This is a genomic window from Streptomyces sp. MAR4 CNX-425 (genome assembly GCF_048656465.1).
Taxonomy (GTDB): Bacteria; Actinomycetota; Actinomycetes; order Streptomycetales; family Streptomycetaceae; genus Streptomyces.
On record NZ_JBMDLF010000008.1, the window covers coordinates 372,457 to 393,783 of the forward strand.

A 21,327-nucleotide genomic window follows, 5' to 3' on the forward strand; every position below is an offset into this window, starting at 1 on the left:
GTGCTGGACCCTCGCGGCTCGCGCGGATCCGGGCGATCGGATGATCAGCGCCCGCCCCTCCGGCTACGCCGCCGCCGGCCGCCACTCCTCGGCCAGCAGCCCCAGCAGCACCTCGTCCAGGAACTCGCCCAGCACCCACGACGAGGACCGCAGCACGCCCTCGCGGACGAAGCCGTTGCGCTCGGCGGAGCGCAGCATCGCGGTGTTGTCCGCGAGCGTCTCGATCTGCAGCCGGTGCAGGCCGCGGACGACGAAGCCGTAGTGGCAGAGCGTGGCGACCACGTCGGTGCCGTAGCCCTTGCCGCGGGCGGACGGCATCAGCCCCATCCCCAGGTGCGCCGACCGGTGGTGGTTGTCGATGCTCCACAGCGCGGCGTTGCCGACCAGCGTGCCGCCGGCCAGCTCCACCACGGAGAACGGGACGAGCGACTCCTTCGCGTCGTCCACCAGCAGCGGGGACTCCTTCGAGTCGGCCGCCACGGGCCGCCACGGCCAGCCGTTGGCCCGCGAGTGGATGACCACGTCGTCGTACAGCTCGGCCTGCAGGACGGGGATGTCGTCCGCGTGCCGGGCCCGGAGCCCGACCTTGGTACCTCGTAGCATGCATGCTTCTTAACCGACCGGGCCGCCGGGCGGCAAACCGCGCCCCGCCCGACGCCCCGGAGCGCCGCCTGCATGGCGCGGGGGCTTGCGCGGTACCCGGTCGGTGCGGCCGCGGGTCCGCGCGGCCGGTTCCGTACGAAGGGAGGCTCCGTCGTGATGTCGTGGTACCTCCTCCTGGGGACAGCCGGATACCTTCTCGGCGTTCCGCTCGCCGCCCGGCTGTTCTACGGGCGTCAGCGCCGGCAGATCATCTCGCTCGAAGGGGGCCGACGCCCCGACCCCGTCGGGTACTTCGAGGCCCACGACCGGCCCGGCGTGGCCGGCGCGGCGGTCGCCGCCGCGCTGTTCTGGCCGCTGGCGGTGCCGGTCTACGGCATCGGCCGGCTGCTGGTCGTCGTGGTCACGGCGCGGCCCCGGCGCAGCTCGTACGAGCGCCGCCTGCGCGCCCGGCACGTACACGAACGCATCCGCGAACTGGAGGCCGGGCTCGGCATCGAGGCCGACGACCCGCGCGGGGAGCGGACCCGCAGCTGAGCGCGCTCAGCCGACCAGCAGGCGGAGCCCCAGCTCGGCGGCGTCGAGGGCGAGCAGGTCGCGGTTGCGCTCGGCCCAGCGGCCCGAGTCGAGGTCGTCGCGCAGCCCCGCCACCGCCCGCCGCTCCGCCTCCGGCCCCACCCGGGTCCACACCGACACCGCGCGGCGCACCCGCTCCTCCAGGTACGCCTCGGGCCGGCGCCAGTGCGCCTCGAAGAACCCGTCCGCGCAGTCCCACGGGACCAGCACCGGCTCCGCGCGGCCCCCGACCGCGCGGGTCAGGTCGGCCAGCGGCGGCCAGCCGGCGAGGAGGCCGGCGAACTCCGGCAGGTAGTCGCGGGTGAGCCAGAACCGCTCCCGCCGGCCCGGGTCGCAGGCGTCGTACGTGAACACCACCACGCGCCGCGCCACCCGCCGCATCTCGCGCAGCCCGGCGACCGGGTCCGGCCAGTGGTGCACGGTGCTCACCGCCATCGCGGCGTCGAAGGACCCGTCCGCGAACGGCAGGCTTTCCGCGCCGGCCGCCACGCACCGCGCCGCGCCCGCGGGGCGCTGCGCCCGCATGACCGCCGACGGCTCCACCGCCGTGACGTCGCGGTCGGGGGGCTCGTACGAACCGGTGCCGGCGCCGACGTTCAGCACCGTACGGGCGTCCCCGAGGGCGTCCCAGATCCGCGCGGCGATGCGCGGCTCGGTGCGCCGCGTCGCGGGATAGGCGGATCCGATGGCCTCGTACAGCTGCGGTCCGAACGCCTTCAGCCGCTCCTCGGACGTCGTTTCGATCCCCATCGCCCGTGCCTCCAGTTCCCTGTCGATGGCCGTCACCAGGGCGGCGGTGCGGTCGCGCTGTTCGCACAGCAGCCCGCGCAGCCGCCGCAGCCGGGCGACGGTGTCGGCCGCCGGGTCGTCGACCAGCTCCGCGATCTCGCGCAGCCCGAAGCCCAGCCGCCGGTAGCCGAGCACCTCGCGGAGCCGCTCCACGTCGGCGGGCGCGTACGCCCGGTAGCCGGCGGGGGTCCGGGCGGACGGCCGGACGAGGCCGATGTCGTCGTAGTGGTGCAGCGTGCGGACGCTGACGCCGGCCAGCTCGGCCACGCGCCCCACGGTGAGGTGTTCTGCCACCTCCCCGACGATGCGGCATCACGCCACGTGAGGGTCAACCGCCCGGTCGCCGTGGCGCGCGCGGAAGGTGCGGCGGTACGTCGCCGGGGGCACGCCGACGGTGCGCTGGAAGTGGCGGCGCAGCGTCGTGGCGGTGCCCATGCCGGTGGCCGCCGCGATGGCGTCGATGCCGCGGTCGGTGGTCTCCAGCAGCTCCTGGGCGCGGCGGATCCGCTGGGTCAGCAGCCACTGCAGCGGGGTGGCGCCGGTCGCCGTGCGGAAGTGGCGGGTCAGGTTGCGCGAGCTCATCCGCGCCTGCCGGGCCAGGTCCCCGACCGTCAGCGGCCGGTCGATCCGCTCCAGCACCCAGGGGAACAGCGCGGCGAGCGGCCGGTCGTCCGTGGCGGGCACCGGTGCGGCGACGAACTGCGCCTGGCCGCCGTCCCGGTGCGGCGGCACGACCAGGCGGCGGGCGACGGCGTTGGCGACGGCCGAGCCGCGGTCGCGGCGCACGAGGTGCAGGCACAGGTCGAGCGCTGCGGCCTTCCCGGCGGAGGTGAGCACGCTGCCGTTGTCGACGTAGAGCACGTCCGGGTCGACCGCCACCGCCGGGTGGCGGGCGGCCAGGACACCGGTGTGCGCCCAGTGCGTCGTCGCGCGCCGGCCGTCGAGCAGCCCGGCGGCGGCCAGGACGAAGGCGCCGGTGCAGAGGGAGGCCACCCGGGCGCCGGCCGCGTGGGCGGCGCGTACCGCGTCGACCAGCTCGGCGGGCGGCGCGGCGTCGACGTCCGCCCAGCCGGGGACGATCACGGTGCCGGCGCGGCGGAGCCGGTCGAGACCGTGGTCGGGCTCCAGCCGGAACCGGCCGAACCGCACGGGCGCCGGGCCGCAGAGCGCCACGTCGTACCAAGGGCCGGTCACGCCGTCGGGGGCGGCGGCGAGCGCCTCGTACGCGACGGACAGCTCGAAGTGCAGCATCCCGTCGGTGACGGCGAGCGCGACGGCGTGGTCCCGGTGGTCCATGTCCGAAAGTGTATGCGTCTTGTCGTTCCGGACGGTCGTGCCGGGGCGCTCCTCCCCGCGAGGATGGCCGCATGGACAGGGGTGCAGGTCAGACGGTGGCGGTCTTCGGCGCGTACGGGCACACCGGGCGGTTCGTCGTCCAGGAACTACGGGACCGCGGGTACGTCCCGCTGCTCGCCGGCCGGGACGCCGGCAAGCTGGCGGCGCTGGCGTCGGCGACCGGCCTGGCGGCCCGCCCGGCGGCCGTCGACGACCCGGCCGCGCTCGACGCCGCCCTCGCCGGCGCCGCCGCGGTGATCAACACCGCCGGGCCGTTCGCCGCGACCGCCGCGCCGGTGGTCGAGGCGGCGCTGCGCGCCGGGGTCCCGTACGTGGACGTGGCCGCCGAGATCGAGGCGAACGCCGACACCTTCGCCCACTTCGCCGGCCGCGCCCGCGCCGCCGGCGCGCTGGTCGTCCCCGCGATGGCCTTCTTCGGCGGCCTCGGCGACCTGCTGGCCACCGCGGCGATGGGCGACTGGACGGCCGCCGACGAGGCACACGTCGCGTACGGGCTGAGCAGCTGGCACCCCACCCCGGGGACGCGCGCCGCGGGCGAGGTCTCCGGGGCCCGGCGCGGCGGCAGGCGCGTCCGCTACACGGGCGGCCGGCTGGAGTACCACGACGCCGGACTCCCCGTCCTCGACTGGCCGTTCCCGGCGCCGCTGGGCACCCGGCCGGTCCTCGGCGGGTTCTCGATGGCCGACGTCGTGACCCTCCCCAGCCACCTGGCGATCCCCGAGGTGCGCACCTACATGGCGACCGCGGCGGCCCGGGACCTCGCCTCCCCGGACACCCCGGCGCCGGCCGCGGCCGACGAACGCGGGCGCTCCGCGCAGACGTTCGTCGTCGACGTCGTCGTACGCTCCGGCGGCGCGGAACGCCGCGCCACGGCCGCGGGCCGGGACATCTACGCGGTCACCGCCCCGCTGGCGGTGGAGGCGGCGCACCGGATCCTCACCGGCCGGACCCGTACGGCCGGCGTCGCCTCCGCCGGCGCCGCCTTCGACGCCCCCGCCTTCCTCCGCGCCCTGTCCGGGCACGTCACGAGCGCGGTGAGCGCTCAGGCGGCCACCGGGAGCGGAGAGGCGCAGCCCCGGGCGGGCGCCTCGCGTGCCAACTAGTACGTTGAGCGCTCACGTGACGACCGAGAGTCGAGGAGCGCATCACATGACCGCATTACCCGGGTCCGCAGGCGAGGGAAAGTCCCTGGACCAGTCGCGGCCCCACTCGGCACGGGTGTGGGACTACTGGCTGGGCGGCAAGAGCCATTACCAGGTCGACCGCGAGGTCGGTGATCAGATGGAGCAGCTGGTGCCCGACGCCGCCGAGGCCGCGCGGGCGGACCGCGGCTTCCTGGTGCGGGCGGTCCGCCATCTGACCGCGGACGCCGGTATCCGCCAGTTCCTCGACCTCGGCGCCGGACTGCCGACCAGCCGCAACACCCACGAGGTCGCCCAGCACCAGGCGCCGGACTCCCGGGTCGTCTACGTCGACAACGACCCGCTCGTGCTGCGCTACGCGGAGGCGCTGCTGACGAGCGGCCCGCGGGGGGTCACCGAGTACGTGGACGCCGACGTGCGGGACGTCGAGACGATCCTCGAACGCGCCAGGAACACGCTCGACTTCAGCAGCCCGGTCGCGGTGATGATGCTGGGGATCGTCCAGTTCATCGTCGACGACGGGCAGGCGCGCGAGGTCGTGGGCAGGTTCGTCGACGAGCTGCCCGCGGGCAGCCACCTGGCCCTCGCCCACCCGGTCAAGGGCGTCAGCGCCGAGGTGGACGCGGCCCTGCGGCTGTGGAACGCCGAGGGCGCCGACCCGCAGACGCTCCGCACCCCGGACGAGGTCGCCGGCTACTTCGACGGCCTGGAGATCCTCGAACCCGGCGTCGTCCCCTGCGCCGCGTGGCGGCCCGACGACGCCGACCTGGGCGGCGACCGCACGGTGGCGCCCTGGCGGATCTGCGCGGTGGGCCGCAAGCCCTGAGCCCCGGCGGGGCCAGACTGGACCCCGACAGGCCCGCGCCGGCGACGGCCGGGCAGCCCCGGGAGAAGGGACGCCCCACCCGTGAAACGCGTCGCCCAGGTCATCCGCGTCCGTCCGGAGAAGCTCGCCGAGTACCGCGAGCTGCACCGGAACGTACCCGCGCCGGTGCTCGACACCCTGCGCCGCTGCCGCATCGCCAACTACTCCATCCACCTCCTCGGCGACCGGCTCTTCGGCTACTTCGAGTACCACGGCGACGACCTGGCCGCCGACCTCGCCCGGGTGGCCGCCGACGAGGCCACCCGGGAGTGGTGGGCGCGCACCGACCCGTGCCAGGAGCCGGTCGAGGAGGCCGCGCCGGGCGAGTGGTGGGCGCCGATGGAGCAGGTGTTCCTCATGGAGTGACGCCCCGGCCGCCGGCGGAACGCGGGCGTTAGTCAAACGTATTGACAAACTTGACGGCCCGTTCCTACGTTGAAACGGCGCGTGCCCGACCCCCGCCCCGGTCGTCCTGTGACGCCCCTTTCGTAGGAGTCCCCCATGCACGATGACCGGAACCTGGTCGAAGCACGCCTGGAGCGCGTCCTGCGGGAACGCATCCGGCCCGCCGTCCACCCCGTCACCGCCCCGCTGGCCGTGGAGGTCTGGACCGCCCCGGGCGAGCCCGTCCCCGTCGCCGAAGGGCTCGCGGCGCCGACCCGGCCGATCGCCGCCGGCACCCCGTGGGGCGCGCCGTGGGGGACGAGCTGGTTCAAGGTCACCGGCGAGGTCCCGGCCGCGTGGGCGGGGCGGACCGTGGAGGCCGTCCTCGACCTCGGCTTCACCCCCCGCACCCCCGGCTTCCAGTGCGAGGGCCTCGTCTACGAGCCGGACGGCACCCCGGTCAAGGGCCTCCACCCGCGCAACGCCCACGTCCGCGTCGGCGCCCCGGCCGCCGGCGGCGAGCGCGTCCACTGGCACGTCGAGGCCGCGTCCAACCCCGACCTCGAAGCCGACGGCGTCCCGTTCCGGCCGACGCCGCTGGGCGACCCGGCCACCGCGGGCGACGCGCCGCTCTACGTACTCGGCGAGATGCGGCTGGCCGTCTTCGACGAGACCGTCTGGGACCTGGTCATGGACCTGGAGGTGCTCGGCGAGCTCATGGCCGAGCTGCCCGTCGACGGCGCCCGCCGGTGGGAGATCCTGCGCGCGGTCGGCCGGGCGCTGGACGCCGTGGACCTCCAGGACGTCAACGGCACCGCGCCGGCCGCCCGCGACCGGCTCGCCGACGTGCTCGCCGCGCCCGCCGCCCCCGCCGCGCACCGCGTCAGCGCCGTCGGCCACGCCCACATCGACTCGGCGTGGCTGTGGCCGCTGCGCGAGACGGTCCGCAAGGTCGCCCGTACCGCCGCCAACATGACCCGGCTCCTCGACGACGAGCCGGACTTCGTCTTCGCCATGTCCCAGGCCCAGCAGTTCGCGTGGCTCAAGGAGCACCGGCCCGAGGTGTACGCGCGGGTCACGAAGGCCGTCGCGGACGGCCGGTTCGTACCGGCGGGCGGGATGTGGGTGGAGTCCGACACCAACATGCCCGGCTCGGAGGCGATGGCCCGGCAGTTCGCGTACGGCAAGCGGTTCTTCCTCGACGAGTTCGGCGTCGAGAGCGACGAGGTGTGGCTGCCGGACACCTTCGGCTTCGCGGCCGGGCTGCCGCAGATCATCCGCGCGGCCGGGGCCCGGCGGCTGCTCACCCAGAAGATCTCCTGGAGCCGCACCAACTCCTTCCCGCACCACACCTTCGACTGGGAGGGCATCGACGGCACCCGGATCTTCACGCACTTCCCGCCCGTCGACACCTACAACTGCGAGATGACCGGCGCCCAGCTCGCCCACGCCGCCCGCAACTTCAAGGAGAAGGGCACCGCCCGGCACTCCCTCGCGCCGGCCGGCTACGGCGACGGGGGCGGCGGCACCACCCGCGAGATGGTCGCCAAGGCCGCCCGGATGCGCAGCCTGGAGGGCGCGCCGCGGGTGCGCTGGGAGACGCCCGCCGACTTCTTCGCCCGGGCCGAGGCCGAGTATCCGGACCGGCCGGTGTGGGTCGGCGAGCTGTACCTCGAACTGCACCGCGCCACCCTCACCAGCCAGGCGCAGACCAAGCGCGGCAACCGGCGCAGCGAGGCGCTGCTGGCGGAGGCCGAGCTGTGGGCGGCCACGGCGGCGGTACGCGCCGGGCACCCCTATCCGTACGACGACCTGGACCGGCTCTGGAAGACCGTCCTGCTGCACCAGTTCCACGACATCCTGCCCGGCTCCTCCATCGCCTGGGTGCACCGGGAGGCGCGGGCGACCTACGCGCGGGTGGCGGCGGAGCTGGAGGACCTCATCGGCGGCGCCCAGCGGGCGCTGGCCGGGGACGGGCCCGGCGGCGGCGAGCTGGTCTTCAACGCGGCCCCGCACGCCCGCGGGGGCGTCCCGGCCGGCGGCGCGGCGGCGCGCGCGGGCGCGGCCGGCAGCGTTGTCCAGGACGTGGCGCCCGTCGCGCTGGACGGCGGCGGGTACGTCCTGGACAACGGCCTGCTGCGGGTCGAGATCGACCCGCGCGGCCTCGTGGTGTCCGCCTACGACCGGGTCGCCGACCGCGAGGCGATCGCGCCGGGCGGGGCGGCCAACCTGCTGCAACTGCACCCGGACTTCCCCAACCAGTGGGACGCCTGGGACGTCGACGCCTTCTACCGCAACACCGGCAGCGACCTCACGGAGGTCACCGAACTGGGCGTGGCGGGCAGCGCGGTGCGCGTCGTGCGCACCTTCGGCGACTCCCGGGTCAGCCAGTCGCTCACCGTGCCCGCGGACGTCCGGCGGCTCGACATCGACACCGAGGTGGACTGGCACGAGCGGGAGAAGTTCCTGAAGCTCGCCTTCCCGCTGGACGTCAAGGCCGACCGGTACGCCTCGGAGACCCAGTTCGGCCACGTCCACCGGCCCACCCACCAGAACACCAGCTGGGAGTGGGCAAAGTTCGAGGCGTGCAACCACCGCTTCGTCCACCTCGACGAGCCCGGCTGGGGCGTCGCCGTCGTCAACGACGCGACGTACGGCCACGACGTGACGCGCGCCGTGCGCACCGGCGCGGACGCGGGCACGACCACGACCGTACGCGCCTCCCTGCTGCGCGCGCCCCGCTACCCGGACCCGGAGACCGACCAGGGCGTGCACCGGTTCCACCACGCGCTCGTGCCGGGCGCGACGATCGGCGACGCGGTCCGGGAGGGCTACCGGGCCAACCTGCCGGAACGTACCGTCACGGGCACCGCCGCCCGGGTCGCGCCGCTGGTGACGGTGGCCGAGGACGCCGTCGTGGCCAGCGCCGTGAAGCTGGCCGACGACCGCGGCGGGGATCTCGTCGTCCGCCTCTACGAGGCCCACGGCGGGCGGGTGCGGACGTCCGTGCGGTTCGCCGAGGGCTTCGACGCGGCGCGGGCCGCGTACGTGGACCTGCTGGAGCGCCCGCTGCCCGAGGCGAAGCCGGCCGTGGCGGCGGACGGAGCCGTCGTGCTGGCCCTGCGGCCGTTCCAGATGGTCACCCTGCGCGTCCCGCGGGCCTGAGGACCGCACCCGCGCCGCGTCCGCGGCATACGATGGCCGCGGGCGCGGGGAGGCAGGGTGACGGCGGCGAACACGGCGGCAAACGCAGCGGCAAACGCAGCGGCGAACACGGGTGCGAGCGCGGCGGCGCACGCGGACAGACCCGCGATACGGCGCGGCACCAACCTGCCGCGCATGGCCGACTTCAACGAGAGCGTGGTCCTGGACGCCATCCGCCGGCACGCGGACGGCCTGAGCCGGGTGGAGCTGGCCCGGGCCACCGGGCTGTCCGCGCAGACCGTCTCCAACATCACGCGCCGGCTGCTGGACCAGGGCGTCGCGCGGGAGGCCGGAAAGCTGAACACCGGCAGCGGCAAGCCGCGCACGCTGCTGCGGGTCGTCCCGGCCTCCCGCTACGCCCTCGGCGTCCACCTCGACCCGGCCCTGATCACCACCGTGCTGGTGGACCTCCTCGGCACCGTCGTCGCCCGGCGGAGCCGCCGGACCCCGCGGGGCGGCGACACCGACCGGATCGCCGCCGGCATGGCGGCCTCGGTGTCCGCCCTGGTGGCCGGGGCGGGGATCGACGCCGGCCGGGTCCTGGGGCTGGGCATCGCCGCGCCCGGGCCCATCGACGCCGCCGCCGGCCGGGTGGTGGACCCGCCGGAGCTGCCGGGCTGGGGCCGCTACCCGCTGCGCGACCGGCTGAGCGAGGCGACCGGCTTCCCGGCGCTGCTGGACAAGGACGTCACGGCCGCCGTGGTCGCCGAACGCTGGGCGGGAGCGGCCACCGACAGCCGCAACCTGCTCTTCTTCTACTTCGGCACCGGCTCCGGCATGGGGCTGGTGGTCGAGGACACCGTGCTGCGCGGGGCCTCCGGGAACGCCGGCGAGGTCGGCGGGCTGGGCGCCGGGTTCGCGGTCCGTACCGTGGTCGACGAGGCGATCTCGCTGGGCGTGCTGGGCGCGGAGTACACCGTGCGGGACCCCGCCGACGCCCAGCGCGGGCTGGAGCGGCTGGCCGGGCTCGCGGCCGCGGGCGACCGGCCGGCGGCCGGCGTCGTCGACCGGCTCGCGGTCCGCATCGGGCGGGGGGTCTGCGCGGCGGCCACGCTCCTGGACGCCGACAACGTCGTCTTCGGCGGCCCGCTCTGGCACCTGCTGGACGCCCCGCTGCTGGCCACGATCGAGCCGATGGTGGCCAGCAGCCCCTTCGTACGCCCCGTCCACCCGACGACGGTGGCGACGACCACGCTGGGGCAGGACGTGGCGGCCATCGGCGCGGCCTCGCTGGTGCTCGACAGCGCCCTGTCCGCCCAGCCGCACACCCTGCTCCTCGGCTGAGCCACCGAACCGCCCCCCGGCCCCTCCCGCTCCCGGCCCGCCGGTGACCCGCGCCCGCGCGGAGCGCTCAGCGCACCCGGCGCAGCACCATGCGTACGGTCCCGTCCCGCTCCGTCGTCTCCTCGGCGAGGTGGAAGCCCTCTTCGGTGAGCCGGGCCGTGGTGACGTGGTAGGCGTGCCGGGCGGTGAGCCGCTCCAGCCAGGCGGCGCCGTGCCTGTGACGGTCGTACTCGCTGATCACGGCGCTGAAGCGGCCGTCGTCCCGGCGCAGGAAGCCGATGTCGTTGGACTGCCGGCCGACGTGCCGGCGGCGGACGATCACGTGGGCCGTGTTCTTCCGCCGGTCGCCGAGGAAGCCGTGCAGCGGCTGCGGGTCGTCGTGCACCTCGACCTCGTCGTACCCGACGTCGGCCAGCGCCGCGCACAGCGCGCCGGTGTCGGTCAACGCCGTGCTGAGCACGCTGAAATGGGACATGTGCCGACTCCTTCACTTCCGGAACGCATCGGGTTCCCGGGGCTCCAGCGGGTCGAGCGGAACGACGAACTGGCTCTCCGCCTCCCTCGTCTCCGCGAACGACGCCGACTGCGCCCGGCCCTCCCGCAGCCAGCCGCGCAGCGCGCCGATCGTCTCGCGCTGCGACACCGACAGCGGCACCTGCCGGGACAGCGCGGTGAGGATGTCGTCGGTGGTGAACTCGCGGCCCGCGTTGAACCCCACGTACATGGCGTCCACCACGGCCTGCTCGATCTCCGCGCCCACGTACCCCTCCGAGCTGCGCGCCAGCGCCGGGACGTCGAAGTCCGCGGGCAGCCTCCGGCGTTTGCGCAGGTGGACGTCGACGATCTCCGCGCGTTCGCCGGCGGTCGGCAGGTCGAGGAAGAAGATCTCGTCGAACCGGCCCTTGCGCAGCACCTCGGGCGGCAGGCCGGCGACGTCGTTGGCGGTGCCGACGACGAAGCACGGCGCCGTCTTCTCCTGCATCCACGTCAGGATCGTGCCGAACACCCGGGTGCTGGTGCCGGAGTCGCCGCCGCCGTGCGCGAGGGCCTTCTCCATCTCGTCGATCCACACCACGCACGGCGCGACCGTCTCCGCGAGCCGCAGCGCCCGCCGGGTGCGTTCCTCCGCCTCCCCGAGCAGCGAGCCGAAGAGCGCGCCGACGTCCAGCCGCAGCAGCGGCAGCCGCCACAGCCCGCCGATCATCTTGGCGGTGAGGCTCTTGCCGGTGCCCGGAATCCCGATCAGCGCGATGCCCTTGGGCGCGGGCAGGCCGTAGTCCCGGGCCTCCTGGGTGAACGCCCGCTCGCGCAGCCGCAGCCACTGCTTGAGCACGTCGAGCCCGCCCACGTCGTCGGGGGTCTCGTGCACCGGATAGAACTCCAGCGCCTCGCTCTCCCGGATGACCTCCTTCTTCTCCTGTACGACGACCTCGATGTGCCGGTCGTCGAGGGCGTTGTCCCGGACGATCGCCTTGGCGTAGGCGCGGCGCGCCTGCGCGGCCGTCATCCCGAGCGCGGCCTGCCCCAGCTTCTCCCGGCCGGCCGCCGTGAGGTCGACCTTCACGCCCGGCGTCGCCGTCAGCCCGCCCAGCACCTCGTCCAGCTGGCCGCGGTCCGGCAGCGGCAGCCCGATCACCACGGCCTCGTCCCGCAGTTCCTCGGGGACGGTGCGGTTCGGCGAGAGGACGACGACCGACTTGCGGGTGAACTTGAGCCGCTGCACCGCGCTGCGCAGCTTCCGCTTCACCTGCGGGTTGCTCCAGCAGTCGTGGAAGTCCTTCAGGACGAAGACGGTCCCGTCCTCCGCCTTCTCCACCTGCTCGATGACCGAGACCGGGTCGTGCGCGGTGGGCAGGGCGCCGTCCCGGCCGTGCAGCGCCTCGAACCCGTCCGCGAGATCCCACGCGAGGCAGCGGCGGCGCCCGCGTTCGCACACCGCGCGAATCGCCTCCAGCGCCCGTTCCTCCTCCACCGTCACCGCCACGATCAGGGTGTACCGCGCGCGCAGGTACAGGTCGAGGTCGCTCTCGAATGCCACCGGATACCCCCCAGCCCCTTCGCTGAACAGCCTCATGACCGTAGCCGACCGGGCCTCACGGCCGCAGCCGGCCGGACGGTCCCCGGCCGCCGATCTCGTCGTCGCTCACGCGCCGTCCACCTCGATGTCGGTCGTGTCCGGCGTCCGCCCGGGGCCGGCGACCTCGATGTCGTCGCGGTGGCGCCACCGCACCAGCGCGGAGATCACGTCGACCCACGGACGCTCCGGTGCGGACCGCGCCCTACGCCGCAGAGCCTCGACCCGCCCGGGGTGCAGGTCACGCAGCGGAAGGCGGCACAGCGCCGTCAGCTCCGGGTGCCAGAGGTGCCGCAGCCGCAGGCCGCCCCGCCGGTCGCCGCTGACCAGCGACCCGCCGTCCGGGGTGAACGCGAGCCCGGTGACGGCCCGTTCGTGCCCGGACCGGAACGCGGCGAACTCGCCGGGGGGCCCGCCGGCGGGCAGCCGCCACAGCCGGACCGCGCCGCTCGCGTCGCCGGCGGCCACGGCGTCCCCGGCCGCCGACAGGACCAGCGCCGTCACCCGCTTCCGCAGGCCGGTCACGACGCCGGCCGGGTCGCCCGCGGGCATCCGCCACAGCCGGACCGTACGATCCGCCCCGCCGCTGACGAGCAGCGTGCCGTCCGCCGTCACGGCCAGGTGCGTCGCCCGCCCGGTGTGCCCGGCCAGCACGCCCGCGGCCCGCGGCGCGCCCGCCTGCCACAGCCGGATGTCGCCGTCGTCGCCGCCGGTCGCGACCAGCGGGGTGCCGGGGATCGCCACGGCACCGTGCGGGGCGGTGCCGTTGCCGGTCATCGCCACGGTGTCGTTCTCGATGCCGGGCGGCAGGCGGGTGCGCCCGCCGACGACGAACCGGCCGCCGGACCTGGACATCATGGCGTGGTAGACGGCCCGGTCGTCGGCCCTGTCGGCCTTCGGGCCCCAGGGCGGGCGCCACCAGGCCGCGGTCAGCCCGGAGTCGATGAGCAGCTCCCCGTCCGGCGTGACGAGCAGCATGCTCGACCAGGGTTCGCGCTGCGAGGTGCGTACGGTGCCGACCTGCTCGCCCGACGGCAGCCGCCACACCGCCGTCTCGCCGATCCTGCTGCCGGCCAGCAGGTCCCCGCCGGGGAAGACCGCCAGGTCGAACCAGCGCCCGTCGGCGAGCCGACGGACCGGCTCGCCGGTGGGCAGGCGCCACAGGCACACGCCGCCGCCGTGCCCGGCGGTCGCGAGCAGGGCGCCGTCCGGGGTGGTCACCAGCCGGGTGACCTCGCCGGCGCAACCGGGCAGCACCACGGCGTCGCCGTACCCCTCGGCGGGGTTCCCGGCGCAGCGGCGCGCCCGCGCGGTCAGCTCCCGGTAGCGCCGGACCCGCTCGGGTGCGGCGTCCGGCCGCCACTGGTGCCCGTGCAGTTCGGACAGGATGCGTACGGACCAGAACGGCGGGGCCTGAAGGGCGAGCCGCCACAGCCGCGCGGGTTCGCCGGCGGCCAGGAGCGTGCCGATCGCGGCGTCCCACTCCGCCTCGGACAGCTCCGCGACCGTCGCGCGCCCGCCGGTGCCGACGACCGCGCGGACCCAGTCGGTACGTTCCGACTCCCGGGCCCGCGCCGCCAGCCGCGCGCGCAGCGGCTCGTCGGCCGCCGCCCGGGCGGCGGCCAGGGCGCCGCCGTCGAAGTCCAGCTCGGCGTACTCCTCGAACCGCCCCGTCAGGAACAGCAGCAGCGCGTGGCGCGCCGGGTCGGAGTGCCGGTACCCGGCGGACACGACGAGGTGTGCCAGCCGCGCGCTGCCGCTGCCGAACACCGCCTCGCACAGCGCGTCGACCTCCGCCCGGCCGTCGAGCCGGGCCAGCCGGTCCCCGGCGGTCTCCACGACCGTACGGTCCGGGCTCGCGGCATACGCCGCCGCCAGCGCCCGTACGGCCGCCGGCGTGCGCAGCGCCGCCAGCCGGCGCGCGGCGCGGCGCCGCCGCCGGGCGCCGAACAGCGCCCCGGGGGCGTCCACTTCGGCGGCCAGCCGGGCGGTGTCGTCCGCGCCGTCCCCGGCGCCGGTCACTCGCTCAGCCCGATGTCGGTCGCGGCGGCCGCGGCCGGCCCGCCGTCGATCTCCACGTCGTGCCGGTGCCGGATCCGGATCAGCCGTTCCATGAGATCCACCCAGGGCTGCCCCGCGACGCCCGCGGACGTCCGCAGCCGTTCGACCTCGGCGGGCCCGGCGCGGCCGGACGGGGCGCGCGCGTGGCCCAGGACGGCGGGCTGCCACAGCCGGAGCGCGCCGGCGCCGCTCGCGGCGACCGCGTATCCGCCCGGCGTCACCGTCAGCGCGGTGATCTCGGCCCCCAGTCCCTCCGGGGAGTCGGCCGGTTCCCCCGAGGGCAGCCGCCATACGTGCAGCCGGCCGTTGTGGCTGCCGGCGATCAGGAAGCGGCCGTCCGCCGTGATCGTGAGGCGACCGACCTCGTCCTTGTTCCACCGCTCCCACTGGACCGGGCGGTCGTGGACGTCGAGCACCCCGGCCGGCTCCCCGGACGGCAGCCGCCACAGGCGCACCGTCCCCTCGCGGCCCGCACTGGCCAGCAGGCTGCCGTCCGGGGTGATCGCCAGGCTCGTGACGTTGCCCTCGTGTCCGGTGAGCGTGCCCGCCGCCTCGCCGGCGGGCAGGTGCCACAGCGCGATGTCGCCGAACTGCACGGGGGGCGGCGGCTGCCGCCGCGGCGTACCCGCGAGCAGGCTGCCGTCCGGCGCGAGCGCCAGCGGGCCGTTGCCGCGGATCCGCTCCAGCAGGTGACCGGACGGCAGCTCCCACACCCTGGCTCCCCACTCGTCCAGGCCGGCCGCGAGTTCCCGGCCCGGGGTGGTGACGACGTTGCTGAGGGAGCCGTAGAAATCCTCGGCGGTACGGACTTTGCCCAGCCCCGGCGACTCCCACACGGTCGGCTTGCCCTCGTAGCCCATGGAGAACAGCGTCCTGCCGTCCGGCGCGAGCAGGAGGTTCGCCCGTGATTCCCACGCCCGCGCCAGCTCTGCGCCGTCCCGTAGCCGCCAGGACGTCATCACGGCCGAACCCGCCGCGACCAGGGTGCCGTCGCCGATGACGATCGACCTGACGGTACCGGGGCGCACTTCGATGCGCCGGAGCCGCCGCACCTCGGGCAGCGTCCACACCGTGACCACTCCGTTGTCGTCGCCGGCGGCGAGCACCTGGCCGTCGTCGGAGACGGCGAGGGCACGTGCCGCGCGGTCTCCTTCGGGATGGAGCAGCAGCCGGTCCGCCGGATGCCGGTCGCACCTTTCGGCGAGCCCGACGAGCGCCGCGTAAGCGGCCCGCTCCGCCTCAGGCAGGGGACGCCAGCCGGACGAACCGAGGTCCCGCAGGATCCCGACCGCCCAGAGCGGGGGCGCGGCCAGCGCGAGCCGCCACAGGTCCGGCCACCGCCCGGCACTCACGAGCATGGCGCGCGAGATCTCCCACTCGTCGTCGGACAGCGCCGCGAGCCGCTCGTCGGAGCGGTCGAGCGCCGCCGCGCGCACCCAGTCCAGCCGGCCGGTCCTCCGCGCCACCGCGGCCAGCCGGGCGCGCAGGTCCGGTTCCGCCGCCTCGTGCGCGGCGCGCAGCAGGCGCCCGTCGAAGTCCACCTGCCCGTAGGCGTCGAACTGTTCCGTGAGGAACAGGAAAACGGCGCGGCGGCCGGGGTCCTCCGGTGCGTAACCGCCGGCGACCGCAGCGTTGAGTGCGGCCTCGCTCCCGCCGTCGACGGCCGCCACGCATACCTGCTTGCGGGCCTCCCGGGCGCCCAGCCCGGCCAGCGCGGTGGTGGCACGGGCGCGCAGGTTCCGGTCGCGGTCGCCGTCGGCGATGCGGAGGAGCGACTTCACGGTCGGCTCGGTGTCGTCCAGTACGTCCGGGCGGCCGGCCCGCAGGGCGCTGCGCGCCCGTACGTACGGCGGACGCGCGGCGATCCAGCCGTTCTGCCCGACCAGCCGGTCGAGTGCATCGCCGGTCCGGTAGCACCATATTTCGCACGCCGCGTCGATCGCGCCCTGGTCGTCCAGCCGCGTCAGCGCCTTCCTCGCGACCCTTCGCGCGTCGAGGTCGCCGTCCAACCTGGCCAGCTCCTCGGCCAGGGCGCGCACGGCGTCCGGCCTTCCCGCCCTGGCCAGCCGTCTGGCCGCACGCCGCGGCGAGACCAGCACCGACCCGCCGGACCGGAGTACGCGGGCGAGCCGTTCGACTTTCTCGTCGCGCACCGCTCCTCACCACCCCGCGGGCGGGTCGATGCCGGTCAGGGTCACCCTGCCGTCCGGGTGCACGATGGCCTCGGCCTCGGGTACGGCGTCGAGGTCGGCGTGCGTATAGCGGTCCGAGAACAGCTGCACGGACTTGTCCGACGATCCGCGCAGTCCGCTGGCGACCCGCAGGTCCTGCCGGTACCGTCCGGCCAGCAGCACGTCGACGCAGCGGCGCAGCTCGTCGAGTTCGCGCATCCGCCGCACCTCGGGCCAGTCGTAGCCGGTGAAGAGGACCGTGGACAGGCCCGTTCCGGTACGTATCCGCCGCAGCAGGTCCAGCACCGCGCCGCGCTGCTGCAACGGCTCGCCGCCGGTGACCGTGACGCCCTCGATCCGGTCCGCGAGCCCGGCCACGCGCTCGTACAGCTCGGCCACCTCGACCTCGCCGGCCTCCCCGGCGCCCCGGTCCCCCACGCCCGCCCGGGCGTGCGTCTCCGGGTTGAAGCAGCCGGGGCAGGCGAGGGTGCAGCCCTGCACCCAGATCACGGCCCGGGTGCCGGGCCCGTTGGCGGCGCTGGCCGGTTCGAACCCGTGCAGCCGCAGCCGGCGCCGCCCGGGCGCGGTCACGTCCGCGGTCCGCGCCGGAGGTGGTCGGGCACCTGCTCGTCGGTCACCGCGTAGGCGTCGGCGGTGAGTTCGCGGCTGACGACCTCGCCGCCGAGGGCGTCCTCCAGGGCGGCCGTCAGGTCGAGGCAGCCGCGGCCGGGGACGCCGTGCACCTCGATCCGGGTCGTGCCGTCCGGCGCGATCGTCACCTCGATCTCCTGGAACTCCACGGTGTTCTCCTCACCCCGCAGGTCAGGTCAGTTTCACCACCGGGAAGTCCCGGTGTGTCACCCGGCCGCCGACCAGGTCGTAGGCGGTCAGCAGCAGGCGTTTGTTGCCGTCGATGCCGAACTCGACCCGGAAGCGGGCCTGTCCCGCCCGCGCGGCGGGTTCGGCGCGCAGGAACGTCGGGCTGTTCTCGTTCACCCAGAACCGGTGGCGGTCCTCGTCCGCCGGTACGGTACGCACCCGCCAGGCGCCGGACGGGTCGCACACCAGCTCGGTGTCGGCGCCGCCGGGCCCGCCGCCGCGGCGGCGGCTCAGCTCGTAGATCGCGATGCCCAGCTCGGTCTGGCCGTCGTGGGTGGCGTTCACGGTCATGGTGTGCACCGGTTCGGTGCTCGGGTAGACGGTGCCCGCGGTGACGCAGGTGCGGTACTCGTAGCGGCCGGCCTCCCGGTCGAACCAGCGGACCGCGTAGTCGTGCTGGATGTGGTCGTAGAAGTCGCTGCCCGCCGCGAAGGCGGCCGCCCCGCGCGCGACCGCGTCCAGCGGGCGCTCGGAGAGCACCCGGTCGCGCCCGAAGATCCGCTCCAGCGTCCGCCGCACCGCGGGGATCAGGCTGCTGCCGCCGACCATCAGTACGGCCGCCAGGTCGTCCTCGTCGTAGCCGCGGGCCGAGGCGTCGCGGAGGGCGCGGCGGACGACGCGGTCGATCCGGGAGAACAGCTCGCGGCGGTCCATCAGTTCCTCGAACGACACGACCCGCCGGCCGCCGCGGGCGGGCCCGTCCCGTACCAGCTCCAGGCCGAGGACCGCGCCGGTGTCCGGGTCCAGCACGCTGATCTCGGCGTGTGCGCGCGCGGACAGCGCCTCCTTCGCGCGCTCGCACTCCACGAGCAGCGCGCGGCTGTTCCGCCTCACCTCGTCGTCGCTGTCGTGCCGGCCGTTGCGCGCCAGCAGCTCCTCGAAGATCCACTGGTCGATGGTGGCGCCGCCCAGCTCGTCCCCGGCCTTGCCGAGCACCCGGCAGGTGCGGCCGGTCGCGGCGCGCTCCTCCTCGTCCTGGACGCGCACCACGGCGGCCTGCACCGTGCCGCCGCCGAAGTCGAACATCAGGTAGACGTTCCCCGGCCGGATGTGCGCGCCGTAGCCCAGGGCCGCCGCGGACGGCTCGTCGATCAGCCGGTACCTGCTCAGCCCGGCGGCCTCGGCGACCTCGCCCAGCCAGTTCTCGTAGTGCTCGAACGACTCCACGGGCGCGGTCAGCGCGACCTCCTCGCCCTCGGCGCCCGCCTCGACCGCGGCGAACGCCAGCACGGCGGAGAGGAAGTCGCGGCCGGCCTCGGCGGGGGAGACCTGGCGGCCGTTCGCCGCCATCGTCAGGGGGCTGCGGTTGCCGACGTAGCGCTTCATCCACCGGAAGGTGCCGGCGGCGTGGTAGAGGTTCCCGGCGAGCACCTGCTCGCCGAGGAGCCGGCGGCGGTCCCCGGCGTAGTGGATCAGGGAGGGCACCACGGGCACCCGGTCGTCGCCCTGGCCGAACGACCGGCCGTAGTCGGCCAGCCGCACGGCCGACCCCTGGGCGGCGGCGTCGTCCCAGAGCGCGACCACGGTGTTGCTGGTGCCGAAGTCGACGCCGAGGCGGCCCGCCATCAACAGCCCCCGTCCGCGGCGACCGTCTCGACCCCGGCGCGGCGCAGCACGCGGTCCCCGTAGCGGAGGCCGACCACGCGGATCCGCACCCGGGTGCCGGTCTCCGGGGCGCTGCTCATGCTCAGGGGGTCGTGCCGGTCCGGGTCGAACGGGACCTCCTCGCCGAGCGCGCCGAGGGTGGCCACACCGGCCGCGCCCAGCGACCGCACCAGCCGCGCGCCGACGGCGACGACGTCGTCCGTACGCACCCGCACGGCGCCGCCGTCGTGCAGCTGAGCCTGCGTCGCCAGCTGCACCAGCGCGGCGCCCATGGCCTCCACCAGCTCCTCGACCCGGGCCTGCCCCCGCCGCGCGGCGTCGTCGGCGGACGAGGCCCGGGCCCGGTCCAGCTCGGCGCGCAGCCGCCGGACGTCGGCGTCGCGCTCGGCCAGCGTCAGCCGGCACTCCTGGAGCCGCCGCTCCAGGTCCAGCTCGCGCCCGCCCCCGGGCCGCCGGGCCCGCCACCGTCGGCGTAAGTCTCCCCACACCCGGCCAAAGTACCGAACCCGCCCCGGCGGGAACCAGACAGCAGTCGGTCAGCTCTTACAGCGGCTAACACAATGAGCTGAGTTGTCGGTGGGTGATGAGGCAGCAGGCGAGTTTGAGGAATGCTTCGTGGATGTCGGCACGGCGTTCCCAGCGGATCCGCAGGCGTCGGAAGCCGTGGAGCCAGGCGAGTGTCCGCTCGACGACCCACCGGTAGGTGCCCAGTCCGGTGCCGTGCCGGGTGCCGCGGCGGGCGATCGCGGGCACGATGCCGCGGGCGCGGACCTGGTCGCGGTAGACGTCGTGGTCGTAGCCGCGGTCGGCGAAGAGCGAGTCCGGCTTGCGACGGGGACGGCCGACCCGGCCGCGGACCGGCGGGATCGTGTCGAGCAGCGGCAGGAGTTGGGTGACGTCGTTGCGGTTGCCGCCGGTCAGCAGGACCGCGAGCGGGGTGCCGCGCCCGTTCGGTGATCAGGTGGTGCTTGGAGCCGGCCCGGCCCCGGTCGACCGGCGAGGGGCCCGTGTGCCGCCCCCTTTTAACGCCCTGACGTGGGAGGCGTCGACCACGCAGCGAGACCAGTCCAACCGGGAAGCCGCGTTCAGCTCGGCCAGCAGGACCTCGTGCAGCCGCTGCCACACGCCGGCCTCGTTCCAGTCCCGCAGCCGGCGCCAGCAGGTCATGCCCGAGCCGAAGCCGAGTTCCTGGGGCAGGTACTCCCACTGGATCCCGGTGTGCAGCACGTACAGGATCCCGCACAGCACGTCCCGGTCGGGCAGCGCCTTGCGGCCCGGGTACCTGAACCTACGTTCACGCTGTGGCAGCAACGGTTCCAGGCGATCCCACAGTTCATCCGACACGATCCACGGTGGTGTCTCCACACCGGACCGAACGCTCAACTCCCGCGTTGGACACGGCCACCAGACCCAATCCACCTCATTGTGTTAGCCACTGTTACTCGGCTGGCCAGGGCGATGCACCGTGTAAGCCATCGACACCAGTACGCAGCATCGACGGGGGCGCTGAGCGTTTGCCAACCTGTCGCGTGGGTTGGGTGGTTGGGTGGGCAGAGGCTGTGCTTGTTTACCGGTGCGGGCTGGACGTGTCCAGCCGATCCCTGCGTTTCCTCGCTGCTCACCTGCGTGAAAACGGTCGCCGGATCGGCAGCCAGTCGCGTCGGCTCCTGCCCGGCCGTCAGACCCTCCCGGCACTGGCGCATCTGCGGAACGGGATGAACTACAGGCAGCTCGCGGCCGGTTTCCGGATCGGGACGGGTACTGCTTACCGCTACATCCGCGAAGCCGTCGACGTACTGGCCCCGCTCGCACCTACCCGCTCCCAGGCCGTTCGGACCGCATCGCGCAAGGCGTATGTACTCCTCGACGGGACCTGCCGGCGATCGACTGAATTGCTGCCGACCGCCCCTCTCCTCGGGGAAGCAGAAGAAGCACGGGATGAACGTGCAGGTCATCGCCGATCCGTTCGGACGGCTGTTGTGGGTCTCGCCCGCACTCCCCGGCGCCGTCCACGATGTCCGCGCCACCGGGGAACACGGCATCATCGACGCGCTCGAAGAAGTCGGGACCGACTGCAGGGCGGACAAGGGTTACCGGTGTTTCGGCGGAACCGTACGGCTGCCCTACTGGGGGCGCCCGGACACCCTTTTCGTAGGATAGCAGGCGGTGAACCGGTCCCACGCCAAGATCCGCGCACTGGTCGACCAGGCCATGGCCATTTTGAAGACTTGGCGGCTCCTCCGCAAACTGCGATGCTCGACCACCCGCATCACCGCCCTTGTCCAGGCCGTCCTTACCCTCCAACGAGCCAGCCGAGAAGCAGGATGAAAAAGCCTC

General features: G+C 74.9%; 17 protein-coding genes and 2 pseudogenes. 7 read left to right on the forward strand and 12 right to left on the reverse strand.

What is annotated here, in order from left to right:
- Nucleotides 1–63: 63 nt before the first annotated feature.
- Complete coding sequence (locus tag ACHZ99_RS23540) at nt 64–603, reverse strand: GNAT family N-acetyltransferase (protein WP_420306693.1); 540 nt, start codon at nt 601–603, stop codon at nt 64–66.
- Between the two features lie 156 nt (nt 604–759).
- On the opposite strand from ACHZ99_RS23540, the gene ACHZ99_RS23545 reads away from it, so the two are divergent.
- Nucleotides 760–1,137, forward strand: coding sequence for a hypothetical protein (locus ACHZ99_RS23545; protein ID WP_420306694.1), 378 nt, complete (start codon nt 760–762; stop codon nt 1,135–1,137).
- 6 nt (nt 1,138–1,143) lie between these two features.
- On the opposite strand, the gene ACHZ99_RS23550 is transcribed toward ACHZ99_RS23545, so the two are convergent.
- Together ACHZ99_RS23550 and ACHZ99_RS23555 are read right to left on the reverse strand one after the other, a co-directional pair.
- Entirely contained in the window at nt 1,144–2,232 is a 1,089-nt protein-coding gene (locus ACHZ99_RS23550) for a MerR family transcriptional regulator (RefSeq protein WP_420306731.1), read from the reverse strand.
- 45 nt (nt 2,233–2,277) lie between these two features.
- On the reverse strand, nt 2,278–3,261 hold the full coding sequence (locus tag ACHZ99_RS23555; RefSeq protein ID WP_420306695.1) for a helix-turn-helix domain-containing protein: 984 nt from the start codon (nt 3,259–3,261) through the stop codon (nt 2,278–2,280).
- A 71-nt stretch (nt 3,262–3,332) separates the two neighbouring features.
- On the opposite strand from ACHZ99_RS23555, the gene ACHZ99_RS23560 reads away from it, so the two are divergent.
- The 5 genes from ACHZ99_RS23560 (at nt 3,333) to ACHZ99_RS23580 (ending at nt 10,200) form a co-directional block, all read left to right on the forward strand.
- Nucleotides 3,333–4,424 (forward strand): saccharopine dehydrogenase NADP-binding domain-containing protein, encoded by a 1,092-nt coding sequence (locus ACHZ99_RS23560; RefSeq protein WP_420306696.1) that lies wholly within the window; start codon nt 3,333–3,335, stop codon nt 4,422–4,424.
- 46 nt (nt 4,425–4,470) lie between these two features.
- Nucleotides 4,471–5,289: an SAM-dependent methyltransferase gene (locus tag ACHZ99_RS23565; RefSeq protein WP_420306697.1), complete on the forward strand. Its 819-nt coding sequence runs from the start codon at nt 4,471–4,473 to the stop codon at nt 5,287–5,289.
- Nucleotides 5,290–5,370: 81 nt separating this feature from the next.
- Nucleotides 5,371–5,694 (forward strand): L-rhamnose mutarotase, encoded by a 324-nt coding sequence (locus ACHZ99_RS23570; protein WP_420306698.1) that lies wholly within the window; start codon nt 5,371–5,373, stop codon nt 5,692–5,694.
- A gap of 135 nt (nt 5,695–5,829) precedes the next feature.
- Entirely contained in the window at nt 5,830–8,877 is a 3,048-nt protein-coding gene (locus tag ACHZ99_RS23575) for an alpha-mannosidase (RefSeq protein ID WP_420306699.1), read from the forward strand.
- Between the two features lie 174 nt (nt 8,878–9,051).
- Entirely contained in the window at nt 9,052–10,200 is a 1,149-nt protein-coding gene (locus ACHZ99_RS23580; protein WP_420306700.1) for an ROK family transcriptional regulator, read from the forward strand.
- A gap of 67 nt (nt 10,201–10,267) precedes the next feature.
- Here ACHZ99_RS23580 and ACHZ99_RS23585 read toward each other — a convergent pair whose 3' ends face one another.
- The 9 genes and pseudogenes from ACHZ99_RS23585 to ACHZ99_RS23625 form a co-directional block, all read right to left on the reverse strand.
- A complete protein-coding gene (locus ACHZ99_RS23585) occupies nt 10,268–10,675 on the reverse strand; it encodes a DUF1257 domain-containing protein (RefSeq protein WP_420306701.1) in 408 nt (135 codons plus the stop codon).
- Nucleotides 10,676–10,687: 12 nt separating this feature from the next.
- Complete coding sequence (locus ACHZ99_RS23590; RefSeq protein ID WP_420306702.1) at nt 10,688–12,238, reverse strand: AAA family ATPase; 1,551 nt, start codon at nt 12,236–12,238, stop codon at nt 10,688–10,690.
- 105 nt (nt 12,239–12,343) lie between these two features.
- Entirely contained in the window at nt 12,344–14,296 is a 1,953-nt protein-coding gene (locus ACHZ99_RS23595) for a WD40 repeat domain-containing protein (RefSeq protein WP_420306703.1), read from the reverse strand.
- Nucleotides 14,293–16,488, reverse strand: a complete 2,196-nt coding sequence (locus ACHZ99_RS23600) for a hypothetical protein (RefSeq protein WP_420306704.1) — start codon at nt 16,486–16,488, stop codon at nt 14,293–14,295. Before ACHZ99_RS23600 ends, ACHZ99_RS23595 begins: the two co-directional genes overlap by 4 nt.
- A 6-nt stretch (nt 16,489–16,494) precedes the next feature.
- On the reverse strand, nt 16,495–17,097 hold the full coding sequence (locus ACHZ99_RS23605) for a 4Fe-4S single cluster domain-containing protein (protein WP_420306705.1): 603 nt from the start codon (nt 17,095–17,097) through the stop codon (nt 16,495–16,497).
- Nucleotides 17,094–17,306: a DUF2997 domain-containing protein gene (locus tag ACHZ99_RS23610; protein WP_420306706.1), complete on the reverse strand. Its 213-nt coding sequence runs from the start codon at nt 17,304–17,306 to the stop codon at nt 17,094–17,096. The genes ACHZ99_RS23605 and ACHZ99_RS23610 overlap by 4 nt, the downstream gene beginning before the upstream one ends.
- A gap of 22 nt (nt 17,307–17,328) precedes the next feature.
- Nucleotides 17,329–18,951 carry an Hsp70 family protein gene (locus tag ACHZ99_RS23615; protein ID WP_420306707.1) on the reverse strand — a complete coding sequence of 541 codons (1,623 nt, stop codon included), beginning with the start codon at nt 18,949–18,951 and terminating at the stop codon, nt 17,329–17,331.
- The gene (locus ACHZ99_RS23620; RefSeq protein ID WP_420306708.1) at nt 18,951–19,478 is read right to left on the reverse strand and encodes a hypothetical protein; all 528 of its coding nucleotides are present in this window, start codon (nt 19,476–19,478) and stop codon (nt 18,951–18,953) included. The genes ACHZ99_RS23615 and ACHZ99_RS23620 overlap by 1 nt, the downstream gene beginning before the upstream one ends.
- Before the next feature lie 64 nt (nt 19,479–19,542).
- Nucleotides 19,543–20,355, reverse strand: a pseudogene (locus ACHZ99_RS23625) (IS5 family transposase).
- A gap of 194 nt (nt 20,356–20,549) precedes the next feature.
- On the opposite strand from ACHZ99_RS23625, the pseudogene ACHZ99_RS23630 reads away from it, so the two are divergent.
- Nucleotides 20,550–21,318: pseudogene (locus ACHZ99_RS23630) on the forward strand (transposase family protein).
- Nucleotides 21,319–21,327: the final 9 nt, after the last annotated feature.